This window comes from Mycobacterium sp. TH-M25 (assembly GCF_057473665.1).
Window position 1 is genome coordinate 1 of sequence record NZ_JBYCLA010000209.1, and the last position, 11,907, is coordinate 11,907.

Annotated in this window: 11 protein-coding genes; 6 read left to right on the top strand and 5 right to left on the bottom strand. The window is 67.2% G+C overall.

Going from position 1 to position 11,907, the window contains the following annotated elements; genetic code table 11:
* Positions 1-669: zinc-binding dehydrogenase (locus tag AC2VOU_RS07005; RefSeq protein ID WP_486956718.1), on the top strand; the 669-nt coding region annotated here is incomplete at its 5' end.
* A complete protein-coding gene (locus AC2VOU_RS07010; protein WP_486956719.1) occupies positions 670-1,293 on the top strand; it encodes an MBL fold metallo-hydrolase in 624 nt (207 codons plus the stop codon).
* 6 nt (positions 1,294-1,299) lie between these two features.
* Here AC2VOU_RS07010 and AC2VOU_RS07015 read toward each other — a convergent pair whose 3' ends face one another.
* Positions 1,300-2,859 (bottom strand): DUF7159 family protein, encoded by a 1,560-nt coding sequence (locus tag AC2VOU_RS07015; protein ID WP_486956720.1) that lies wholly within the window; start codon positions 2,857-2,859, stop codon positions 1,300-1,302.
* A gap of 68 nt (positions 2,860-2,927) precedes the next feature.
* Positions 2,928-4,013 (bottom strand): NAD(P)H-dependent amine dehydrogenase family protein, encoded by a 1,086-nt coding sequence (locus AC2VOU_RS07020; RefSeq protein ID WP_486956721.1) that lies wholly within the window; start codon positions 4,011-4,013, stop codon positions 2,928-2,930.
* A 420-nt stretch (positions 4,014-4,433) separates the two neighbouring features.
* On the opposite strand from AC2VOU_RS07020, the gene AC2VOU_RS07025 reads away from it, so the two are divergent.
* Both AC2VOU_RS07025 and AC2VOU_RS07030 read left to right on the top strand, forming a co-directional pair.
* A complete protein-coding gene (locus AC2VOU_RS07025) occupies positions 4,434-5,717 on the top strand; it encodes a cytochrome P450 (protein ID WP_486956722.1) in 1,284 nt (427 codons plus the stop codon).
* A gap of 45 nt (positions 5,718-5,762) precedes the next feature.
* Positions 5,763-7,355: a Na+/H+ antiporter gene (locus AC2VOU_RS07030; RefSeq protein WP_486956723.1), complete on the top strand. Its 1,593-nt coding sequence runs from the start codon at positions 5,763-5,765 to the stop codon at positions 7,353-7,355.
* Positions 7,356-7,364: 9 nt separating this feature from the next.
* On the opposite strand, the gene AC2VOU_RS07035 is transcribed toward AC2VOU_RS07030, so the two are convergent.
* Complete coding sequence (locus AC2VOU_RS07035) at positions 7,365-8,039, bottom strand: sensor domain-containing protein (protein ID WP_486956724.1); 675 nt, start codon at positions 8,037-8,039, stop codon at positions 7,365-7,367.
* A gap of 297 nt (positions 8,040-8,336) precedes the next feature.
* Between AC2VOU_RS07035 and AC2VOU_RS07040 the strand changes: the two genes are divergently transcribed.
* Positions 8,337-9,482 carry a glycosyltransferase gene (locus AC2VOU_RS07040; RefSeq protein WP_486956725.1) on the top strand — a complete coding sequence of 382 codons (1,146 nt, stop codon included), beginning with the start codon at positions 8,337-8,339 and terminating at the stop codon, positions 9,480-9,482.
* A 3-nt stretch (positions 9,483-9,485) separates the two neighbouring features.
* On the opposite strand, the gene AC2VOU_RS07045 is transcribed toward AC2VOU_RS07040, so the two are convergent.
* The gene (locus AC2VOU_RS07045) at positions 9,486-9,887 is read right to left on the bottom strand and encodes a hypothetical protein (RefSeq protein WP_486956726.1); all 402 of its coding nucleotides are present in this window, start codon (positions 9,885-9,887) and stop codon (positions 9,486-9,488) included.
* A gap of 84 nt (positions 9,888-9,971) precedes the next feature.
* Positions 9,972-10,733: an SDR family oxidoreductase gene (locus AC2VOU_RS07050; protein WP_486956728.1), complete on the bottom strand. Its 762-nt coding sequence runs from the start codon at positions 10,731-10,733 to the stop codon at positions 9,972-9,974.
* A 149-nt stretch (positions 10,734-10,882) separates the two neighbouring features.
* Between AC2VOU_RS07050 and AC2VOU_RS07055 the strand changes: the two genes are divergently transcribed.
* The gene (locus tag AC2VOU_RS07055; RefSeq protein WP_486956727.1) at positions 10,883-11,854 is read left to right on the top strand and encodes an aldo/keto reductase; all 972 of its coding nucleotides are present in this window, start codon (positions 10,883-10,885) and stop codon (positions 11,852-11,854) included.
* The last annotated feature ends 53 nt before the right edge of the window (positions 11,855-11,907 follow it).

Consider the following 11,907-nt stretch of genomic DNA (forward strand, 5'->3'; position numbering starts at 1 on the left):
GTGGCCGCCGGCCAGTGCACGAAGGTCAACCCCGACGCCGACCCGGCGGTCGCGGGCCTGCTCGGCTGCGGGGTGATGGCCGGCCTGGGTGCGGCGATCAACACCGCCGCCATCACCCGCGACGACACCGTGGCGGTGATCGGCTGCGGCGGCGTCGGCGACGCGGCGATCGCCGGGGCGGCGCTGGTCGGCGCCAGGCGGATCATCGCGGTCGACACCGACAACACCAAACTGGAATGGGCGCGCAAATTCGGTGCCACCCACACCGTCAATGCCCGCGAACTCGACCCCGTCGAGACCATCCAGGATCTCACCGACGGGTTCGGCGCCAACGTCGTGATCGATGCCGTAGGCCGCCCGGAAACCTGGAAGCAGGCCTTCTACGCCCGCGACCTCGCCGGAACCGTTGTGCTGGTGGGCGTTCCGACACCGGACATGCAACTCGAGATGCCGCTCGTCGACTTCTTCTCCCACGGCGGCTCGCTCAAGTCATCCTGGTACGGTGACTGCCTGCCCGAACGCGACTTCCCCACCCTGATCGACCTCTACCTCCAGGGCCGCCTGCCGCTGGAAAACTTCGTTTCCGAACGCATCGGCCTTGACGACGTCGAAGAGGCCTTCGACAAGATGCACGCCGGGACGGTGCTGCGCTCGGTGGTGATCCTGTAGATGCCCGCCATCGAACGCATCGTCACGTCCGGCACCTTCGAACTCGACGGCGGCAGTTGGGACGTCGACAACAACATCTGGCTGGTCGGTGACGACTCCGACGTGATCGTGTTCGACGCCGCGCACACCGCGCCGCCGATCGTCGATGCTGTCAGGGGCCGCAACGTCGTCGCGGTGGTCTGCACGCACGGCCACAACGACCATGTGACCGTCGCACCCGAACTCGGCGAGACCCTCGACGCGCCGGTGCTGCTACATCCCGCCGACGACGTGCTGTGGCGGATGACGCACCCGGACAAGAGCTTCCGCACGATCGCCGACGACCAGCGCATCCTCGTCGCCGGACTGGAACTGCATGCACTGCACACCCCGGGGCACTCCCCCGGGTCGGTGTGCTGGTACGCCCCGGACCTGGGCGCAGTGTTCAGTGGCGACACGCTGTTTTCCGGCGGGCCGGGAGCGACCGGGCGGTCGTTCTCCGATTTCCCGACCATTCTGCAATCGATCTCCGGCCGGCTCGGCAGCCTGCCCGACGACACTGTCGTCTACACCGGCCACGGCGACACCACCAGGATCGGTGACGAGATCGTGCACTACGACGAATGGGTAGCGCGCGGCCACTAGCGGGCTTTAGCGCCCGCCCTGGCCGGGCGACGGGAAAGGTCGATCACCGGGAAGCTGCGGGAAGCGTGACCGACCGGGACTTTCCGTGGTTGTCGAAGCCTGGGAGTCCGTGGTCGACGGCGGGTTCGACGGGGTCGCGGATGATGTGATCCCGGGCGATGTGGACGGCGACGGCGCGGACGTCGGACTCACGATCACCGTCGGCGCGCTCGGCGCGCTGCCAGATGCGTGCCGCAGCGTGATCATGACCCCAGCGCCGATCGCGAGCACAACCAGCGCCCTGCCCACCGCTACCACCACGGGACGGCGATACCAGGCGCCGGTGGTGGGTAATTCGGCCGGTTGATCAGCGAGATCTACCCGCCCTCGCTCGAGAGCGGTGGGGCGCACGCCGTCGGGTGGTTCGTCGTACTCACCGGCACGGATCGGCATGATGCCGGAGTCGACGGCTTCAGACCAGGCCGGCGCCTGCGCTGGCTCGACCGGCAGCTGGGAAATGATCGTCGCGTCGCTCACTGACCCGACCGCGGTCGCGGCACGCAAAGCCGCCCCCACCGCAGCGGTCAGCTGCGGCCGCTGCGCGGTGATGACCGGCGCACCCGACCGCTCCGACAGGGTCCGGGTCACCAGCGGGATCGCTGCGCCGCCCCCCACCAACGCGACCGCGGCCAGGCCGCTTGGCCGAATGTCGTTGAGCCGCAACACGTCGTGAAAGAACGCGACGAACCCGTCGAGCGGCCGGCGGATCGTGTCATCGAGATCGCCACGCGTCAGCCGGATTTCGCCACGATAGCCCGGTACTGCTGTGGTCAACTCGTTCTCGTTCTGTGACGAAAGCCGCTCTTTGGAGTAGCGGCAGGCCGTGCGCAACTGAGTCAGCGACCCGATCGCCGACGTCGCAGACGTATCGGACGAACCCCCTGGCGAGAGATCGCCGATGACGTGGCTCAGTAGCGCCTGGTCGATCCGGCTCCCCGAGAATTCCGTGTAGCGCGAGGGCTGTGTGATGGGCTGGTAACCATGTGCCGCGTCGAGCAGGCTGAGCGTGGTGCCAGACCCGCCGAAGTCACACACCGCGATGATCCCGCTGCCTGGCACGCCGGGTTTGGAGTTCAGCGCGAACAGCGCCGCCGTCGAGTCCGGCAGCAGGATCAGCCGGTCGCCTGACCACTCCGACACTCGGCCCAACGCCACCCGCACCGAATTCACCGCGGCCGGATCCCAGTGCGCCGGGTGGGTGACAGCGACCGCGTCCGGGAGCGGGCGACCGTCGGTGGCGGTGTAGGCCAGCGCCCGCAACGCGTCGGCGATCAGCGTCTCAGGGCGATGCGTGGTGTTGTCGGCGGCCGCGACGCCCCCCGGATCGCCCACCCGGTGCACGAAATCGGTGATCACCAGGCCGGGCTCGTCGAGTTTCGGGTTCTCCGACGGCACGCCGACCTCGGGCGGTCGCTGCCGGTACAGCGTCAGCACCGGCCTGCGGGTCACCGTCCGATCGGCGGTGACCGCCGCCAGGTTGGTCGCCCCCACCGAAAGGCCTAACGCCGGTTGTTGTCCGTCAGCCATGTCGTCTCGTTGCGCGCATCAGGCACCAATTTATCGGCTGCCCCGGTTGGGCCCGGCAATCATGTCTACTAACGAATCGTGCCGCGACCCGCGATCAGCGGCAGGTCCAGGGCGGTGACCCACCCGGGTGGTAGGTCGTTGACGGCTGGGACCGCGTTCAGTGCGCGTAGTCCGGTGGACAAGCAGCCCGCGGCGGCCGCGTCTCGCCCGGACCCGTCGGTGAACCGGAAAGCGGTTTCTTGCGAAATACTGGGCGTGCCTTCGATATCCACGCGGTAGACGTCGTCCTTGGTGCCGGCCGGCCAGTCCGGCGCCGCGTCGAGTCCGATGCGGTTGACGTGTTCGAGCTGAATTCGGGTCTGGCCCCGGTAGACGCCGTTGATGGTGAAGCGGACCGCGGCGACATGACCGGCCGGGATGACGCCCTTGGCGGTCTTGCGTTCGTCGGGGGTCACCCACTTGTCCCACGTCGTGGTGATCTCGTCGAGCTTGATGCCGGCGGCGTGGGCGATCATCGGGACGGTGCCGCCCCAGGCGAAGATCAGCACATCCCGGTTTTCCAGCATCGGCCTAAATTCCGGCTCCCGCCCGATGCCCATCTCGACCTCGTAGTCGCCCTCGTAGTTGGTGTAATCCAGTAGCTCGGAGGCGCGAACCGTGCGAACCTCCGAACACAGGCCCATCAGGGTCATGGGGAACAGGTCGTTGGCGAATCCCGGGTCGATGCCGGTGGTGAAGCACGACGACGCACCCAACTCGCACGCCTCGGCGATCGGCTCAATCCACTGCGGCGGATTGAGATGCATCGTCGGCCACACCCACGGCGTCATCGCCGTCGAACACACGTCGATGCCCGCGCGCAGAAACCGCGTCATCAACGCGATGTTGGCGTCGGCGTGCGCGGCGGTCGGCCCGTAGTGCACCAGCGCGTCGGGCTTCAGCGCGATCAGCGCGTCGACGTCGTCGGTGGCGGTCACCCCGATCGGCCCGGCCAGTCCGCAGATGCCGCCGACGTCGCGGCCGACTTTCTGCGGGTTACTGACGCCCACGCCGACGAGTTCGAACTCGGGATGTTTGACGATTTCGGCGATCACCATCTTGCCGACGAATCCGGTACCCCACACCACTACGCGTTTCGAACTGCCCTGCGCCATGCGCCACCTTCTCCATCGATGAACCCTCGGATCACCCTAGGCGGGGGTGCGGTCGCCCTCCCGCCGAAACCGCAAAGTCGTTCGCTCATGCTCGGTATTTGGGGAAGAAACCCGAAAACCGTCCCAGGCGGCTTGCCGGCGGGACACGATGTCTGACCATGACCAGCAAGTCGAACTTCGACGGCAAAGTCGTGAATCAGGCAACCGCGAACGAGGCGCCCGCCCCGGCCGTCTGCACGACCTGACCGGCGCCCGCGCAGACGATCGGATCGACCGCAGCGCCGCGAGAGTGCAGTTGCCGACACATTTCCCGAGTGGCAACGTCGGTAATCGCACTTTCGCGGCAACGGATGGCGCGGCAACGGATGGCGCGGCAACGGATGGCGCGGCAACGGATGGCTAAAGCGAGGATGGCAGCCAATGAGTCTTGCAACCCGAGTGAACGGCACCGCGCCACCCGACATCGCGCTCGGCGACATCAATCTCGGCGCATGGGACTTCTGGGCCCTCGACGACGATCAGCGCGACGGCGCGTTCGCCACGCTCAGGCGCGAGGCGCCGATCTCGTTCTGGGCCGAACCGGCGCAGGAAGGCTTCCAGCAGGGCAACGGGCATTGGGCCATAACGGGACTCGACGACGTCCACTTCGCCAGCCGTCACCCCGAGATCTTCAGCTCCACCCCCAACATCACCATCAACGACCAGACACCGGAAGTGTCGGAGTACTTCGGCTCGATGATCGTGCTCGACGACCCACGCCACCAACGGCTGCGCTCGATCGTCAGCCGGGCGTTCACCCCGAAAGTGGTCGCGCGCATCGAGACATCGGTGCGCGACCGGGCCCGCCGGCTCGTGGACGACATGGTCGCCCATCATCCCGACGGCAACGGCGAGGCTGTCGCCGAGCTGGCCGGTCCGCTGCCGTTGCAGGTCATCTGCGACATGATGGGCATCCCCGACGATGACCATCAGCAGATATTCCATTGGACCAACGTCATTCTCGGCTTCGGAGACCCGGATCTGACCAACGACTTCGACGACTTCCTGCAGGTGTCCATGGACATCGGCGCCTACGCCAGCGCGTTGGCCGAGGACCGTCGCGTCAACCATCACGACGACCTGACGACCAGCCTGGTGGAGGCCGAAGTCGACGGCGAGCGACTCACCTCGGCTGAGGTCGCGTCGTTTTTCATCCTGCTCGCCGTCGCCGGCAACGAGACCACCCGCAACGCCATCAGCCACGGATTGGTCGCGTTGACGCGCTACCCCGAGCAACGCCAGATGTGGTGGGCCGACTTCGATGCGCTGTCGCACACTGCCGTCGAAGAGGTCGTGCGGTGGGCCTCGCCGGTGGTCTACATGCGCCGCACGCTCACCCGCGATTTCGAGTTGCACGGGACCACGATGGCCGCCGGCGACAAGGCCACGCTGTGGTACTGCTCGGCCAACCGTGACGAGGCGAAGTTCGCCAATCCCTGGAAGTTCGATGTGACGCGCGATCCGAACCCGCATGTCGGATTCGGCGGCGGCGGCGCGCACTTCTGTCTGGGCGCCAACCTGGCCCGCCGCGAAATCCGGGTGATGTTCGAGGAATTACACCGCCAGATACCCGATATCACTGTCACCGACGAGCCGTCACGGTTGCTCTCACCGTTCATCCACGGCATCAAAACCTTGCCGATCGCATGGACGCCACCGCGCTGATTCCGTTGTCGCGCTAGCTCGCAAACCTGCACATACCATGTGCTGATGTTCGGGCTCGTCGTCATCGTGGTGCTGATCGCCATCGTCATCGTGGGGACGGTGCTGGGCCGGCGTTACCGGGTGGGCCCGCCGGTGCTGTTGATCGGTCTGGGCGCTCTGGTGGGTCTGATCCCGCGATTCGGCCACGTCCGGCTCGACGGCGAAATCGTGCTGCTGCTGTTTTTGCCCGCGATCCTCTACTGGGAGAGTCTGAACACCAGCATTCGTGAGATCCGCGCCAACCTTCGCGTGATCGTGCTGCTCAGCATCGGGCTGGTGATCGCCAGCGCGGTGGCGGTGTCGTGGACGGCGCGGGCGTTCGGGATGGAATCGCATGCCGCCGCGGTGCTGGGCGCGGTGCTTTCCCCGACCGACGCCGCCGCGGTCGCAGGCCTGGCGAAGCGACTGCCGCGACGCACGCTGACCGTGCTGAAAGCCGAAAGCCTCATCAACGACGGGACCGCGCTCGTCCTGTTCGGGGTGGCGGTGTCGGTGGCCATGGGCGGCGCGCCCGTCGGCCCGATCGACCTGAGCATCCGATTCGTCCTGTCCTACCTCGGGGGCGTCGCGGCCGGGCTGGTCGTCGGCGGCGCCGTCACGTTAATCCGGACGCGGCTCGACGCGCCGCAAGAAGAAGCAGCGCTCAGCCTGCTCACTCCGTTCGCCGCCTTCCTGCTCGCGTACTCGGTCGACTGCAGCGGGGTGGTCGCCGTTTTGGTGTGCGCGCTCGTGCTCGCCTACGCATCGCCGCGGATTATCCGAGCTCGGTCCCGGTTGGTGTCGTTCGCATTCTGGGATATCGCAACATTCCTGATCAACGGCTCGCTGTGGGTGTTCGTCGGAAGCCAGCTACCCAGCGCGGTGCGCGGAGTCTCCCGGGTCGACGGTGGTATCCACCACGCGGTCGCGATGTCCATCGCCGTCACCGTCGTCGTCGTGGGAACGCGGCTGGTCTGGGGCGAGGCCACCACCTGGCTGCTCCGCGCGCTCGACCAGCGTGCAGCGCAGCGCGCACGTCGGGTCGACTGGCGCCAACGCATGGTGTCCGGGTGGGCCGGATTCCGCGGGGCGGTGTCGCTGGCCGCGGCCATTGCGGTTCCGCTGAGCACCCGCAGCGGTGCACCCTTCCCGGATCGCAACCTGATCATCTTCGTGGTGTCGTTCGTGATCCTGACGACCGTGATCGTTCAGGGCAGCACCCTGCCCAGCGTCGTACGCTGGGCCAAGATTCCCGAAGACGGGTCCCACGGCGACGAATTACGCCTTGCCCGTTGCGCCGGCGCGCAGGCGGCGCTGGACGCGCTGCCACTGGTTGCCGCCGAACTCGGCGTCGGCGACGTGTTGCAGGACCGGCTGCATGCGGAGTACCAGAAGCACGCGGACTTGGTCCGGGCCAGCGACGACGGCTCGACCCGCGACGATGCCGAGGCCGTCAGCGACTTGATCCGGCAGGTGCGCCTCGGCGTGCTCGAACACAAACGCCGTGCGATCATCGGACTCCGCAACGAGCGCCGCATCGACGACATCGTTCTGCTGGAACTGCAGGAGTCAATGGACCTCGAAGAGGCCCGGCTGCTGGGGCCCTCCGGCCCGGATTAACCGAATCCTCTATCGCGAAGCAATTTTCGCGACAATTTGAGTGGCGATGTCGACGGCGGAGCCGGCCGGGTTGGCGCTGCAGGTGTTGACGTCGACGACGACGTTGTTCTTGGCCGCGAGCGCCCGGCCGCAGGCCCACCCGCCGGCCTTTGCTTCCTGCTGCGTCGAAATCGCGCTCAGCACGTCGTTGTCGTCCGATATCGGCCCGACATCCCACTGCGTCCGGGACTGCGTGTGGAGGTAGTGGTGACAGGCCGGCCACCGAAGCGCCGAGGCGACGAGGAATACGTGCGCCTGCTTGACGGTCGGGAACAGCACCACCGCCTGCTCGGCGTAGTGGGTGAAGTTGTCTCCGTCGTTGAGCTCCTCGTCGCGGACCCCGGTGAATCCACTGTTGGCGTAGACCGCAGCCTGCGCTGAGCCGTCGATGGCCAGGCACTCCGGCGGCTTCATCGTGGCGCTGTCGTCAGACATCGCCGCGTGCTGACGGACCACCGCCATCTCGGTCGCACCGATCAGCGGGTTGATCTGGGCCGGAGTCAGCAATAACGACTCGAGTTCACGTAAGACAACCGGTCGTGGGATCAGCGAGGTGATGGTCGTCGTCGACGTCTGATCGGTCGGTTTGCTTGCGCCACATCCTGCGACGAGGACTCCGATACTGGCCACGACAGCTGTGGCCACAAAATGGCGCATCGTCCCAGTCCCCATCCAGTCGTCGTTCCGACCTGCGTTGCGGTGACGCCCCCGGCGTTGCCGGCCAGAAACCGCGGGATAACTTTACCTGCGCAGCGCGCCCGGACGACCGCGGACGACGGAGCAGTTGGGCCGCGTCGCTGCCGCTGAACGATCACCAAGCGTGACAGGACGTTTGCGAAATGCCGCGCGCTTCGGCGCGCGATCTTCGGTGTTCACCGCGAGTTCAGCGAAAAGTCGGTGTTAGATCGTTGACCGCACACGAGCGCCGGTTGTGCTGGGTGCATGCGAGTCGTCCAGGTGGCCAACTTCTATGGGCCGCGGTCCGGCGGGCTGCGTACGGCCGTCGACCGGCTGGGCGCGGAGTACTGCGCCGCCGGCCACGAAGTTTTCCTGGTCGTCCCGGGGCAACACGCAGAACATGCGAACCTGCCGACCGGCGTCGAGCGAATCACGGTGCCCGCCAGGCTGATTCCCTTCACCGGTGGATATCGCGCCGTCCTGCCCGGGCCGGTGCGCAACGTGCTGACGTCGTTACGACCCGACACTCTCGAAGTGTCCGACCGGCTCACGCTGCGCTCGCTGGGCCGTTGGGGCCGTGACCACAGCGCGACCACCGTGATGATCTCCCACGAGCGTCTCGACCGTCTTGCCGGCCAAATACTTCCGCACCGCACCGCACGCCGGTTTGCCGACTTCGCCAACCGCCGCACCGCCGCCGACTACGACACCGTGGTCTGCACGACCGGGTTTGCCCGGGAAGAATTCGATCGCATCGGCGCCACCAACACCGTCACCATTCCGTTGGGCGTGGACCTGGAGACCTTCCATCCGTCGCGCCGCTCCCTGCAGGTGCGTCAGCGCTGGGCGGAACCCGGTCAGATACTGCTGGTGCACTGCGGCCGATTGTCGGTGGAGAAACGGGCCGATCGCAGCATCGACGCGGTGGCCGCTTTGCGCGACGCCGGGGTCGAGGCGCGACTGATCGTGGTCGGTGACGGACCGCTGCGGGCCAGGTTGCAGCGCCAGGCCGCCCGACTGCCGGTCGACTTCACCGGGTTCATCTCCGATCGACGTAGCGTCGCCGAACTGCTGGCCACCGCCGATGTCGCGCTCGCGCCCGGCCCGCACGAGACCTTCGGTCTGGCGGCGCTGGAGTCGTTGGCCTGCGGCACACCGGCCGTGGTGTCGCGCACGTCGGCGCTGGGCGAGATCATCACCGCCGACAGCGGAGCGCTGGCCGACAACAACCCGGCGGCCATCGCGGCGGCGGTGACCACAATCGCCAGCCGCCCCGAAGAGCATCGCCGCACCTGTGCCCGGCAGCGCGCCGAGATGTTCACCTGGCAACGGGCCGCGGTCGGCATGTTGAGCACGCTGGGGGCCGCCTCGCTGGACGACGGCCCCGGCGATAATCAGCACACCGCTTAGCGGCTAAGTGGAGTTGGCCGGACCGACCTGGCCGGTCAGCGGATTGACCTGGACGGTCATCGGCCCGCCGGGCGCCTGCCTCCCCTGAGCCGCCGCCGCGCGCTGCTGCGCGGCGGCGAGCGCGTTGATCACCGGGTTGTTCTTTGCCATTTCGCGCCGGTCCTCTTCGGACAGCTCGTAGAAGGACCACAAGCCCCACGCGGCGGGCCGCACGTAGATCGTCACCTTCTGGTGTCTGCGCTTGTTCGCGGACAGGACTGCGGGAACGGCCACCACCCGGTCCAGGGTCGCGGAGCTGACCAGCTCCTGGGCGATCTTGTCGACGTCCACCCCGTCTTGAAGTTCGTAGACCATCGACTGCTGAGGTGTGTGGTGTGGGCCCTGGAGGGCCATGAACCACGCCATCCGCGTCTCCATTCGCTCGTGAGTGTCAGCGCAACTGTAAAGGACGCGCGGTAACGGCAGTGTCGATTGGCTTTGCGGCTTCGGCTAATTGGTGTCCGGGAAGGCGACGTGGGCGGCCGGGGCACCGCGGGCCACCACCACCGGCATCGACGTCGAGGAGTTGGTCGCCAGGATGGTCTGCACCACTTCGATCAGGTCTTCGACGGGCATCAACTTGCCGGGCATGCAGCCTCCGGACACCCACAGCGGATAGGCCTTCATCGCGAGGTCGGGATCCCAGCCGGCGTTCATTCCGGTTGCCGCGTCGCCCTCACCGCCGGCGCACTCACCGACGATGAGGGAGGTGAAGCCGACGTCGGGATGTTCGGCCCGCCAGGCTTGCACGAGTCGCTCCAGCGCGGCCTTGCTGACGCCGTAGGCGCCGAGCCCGGGCCACGGCGGTCCGAAGCTACCCGCATCCGAGGAGAGGTAGACCGCCTTTCCCGAGGAAGCGGTCAGGTGTGGGATCGCCGCCGCCGTCGCCAGCGAGGCACCGATGACGTTGGTGTCGAAGATGCGCCGCCAGGTGTCGGCGCGGGTATCGACCATCCGCACCAGCGGGCTGATCGCGGGCGTGTAGATGAGGTTGTCGATGCCGCCCATCGACGCGGCCGCCCGGTCGAACGCCGTCCGGCACGACTGCTCGTCGGTGACGTCGCATTCGATGGCGATCGCACCCGAGCCGGCTTCCTCGGCTGCGGCCTCGATCCGCGCGCGACGACGCGCCAACAGCGCGATCTGCCCGCCTCGTCGGGCAAGGCCCACACCGATACAACGCCCGAGCCCACTCGACGCTCCGACGACCACTGTCCGTGACATTTTCGCCCTTTCGTGTAACGCCCCCGCTGCAGGTTCAGCGTAATCGCAGGCGTACCGGCCGTCGCTACTCGCATCGATTTTCGACATCCCGTGCGTCCCGACACGCCGCCATCGCCGCAGTCAGTACCGTGGGCTTAATGAAATACCTCGACGTCGACGGCATCGGAAAAGTCAGCCGGATCGGGCTGGGCACCTGGCAGTTCGGCTCCCGCGAATGGGGCTACGGCGACGGCTACGCCGCCGGGCCGGCCCGTGACATCGTTCGCCGGGCACGGGAACTGGGCGTCACGTTCTTCGACACCGCCGAGGTGTACGGGCTCGGCCGAAGCGAACGGATCCTCGGCGAGGCGCTGGGCGACGAGCGCGATCAGGTTGCGGTGGCCAGCAAGATCTTTCCGGTCGCGCCGTTTCCGGCGATGGTCAAACAGCGCGAGCGCGCCAGCGCACGTCGACTGCAGTTGGCGCGAATTCCGCTGTATCAGATCCACCAGCCCAATCCAGTGGTTCCCGACTCGGTGATCATGCCGGGCATGCGCGACCTACTCGACAGCGGCGCGATCGGCGCCGCCGGCGTCTCGAACTATTCGCTGTCGCGGTGGAAGCAGGCCGACGCCGCACTCGGCCGACCGGTGATCAGCAACCAGGTGCACTTCTCGCTCGCGCATCCGCAAGCACTCGATGGGTTGGTGCCGTTCGCCGAACAGCAGAACCGCGTCGTCATCGCCTACAGCCCGCTGGCGCAGGGACTGCTCGGCGGCAAGTACGGCGTGGACAACCGGCCCGGTGGGGTGCGCGCGATCAACTCGCTGTTCGGTACCGAGAATCTGCGCCGGATCGAGCCGTTGCTGCAGACGCTGCGCGAGGTCGCCAAAGACGTCGACGCCAAACCGGCCCAGGTGGCCCTGGCCTGGCTGATCAAGCTTCCGGGGGTGGTAGCCATTCCGGGCGCCTCGAGCGTCGAACAACTCGAATTCAACGTCGCCGCGGCCGAGATCGAATTGAGCGATGAGTCGCACGCCGCGCTGACCAAGGCGGCCCACGACTTTCGGCCGGTGTCGGCCGTGCGCTTCCTCACCGACTCGCTCCGGGAGCGGCTGCACTTGGGCTAACTCAAGCTCACCAGGTGGTCGATCGAATCGATCGGCAATTCGCCATCCACGTA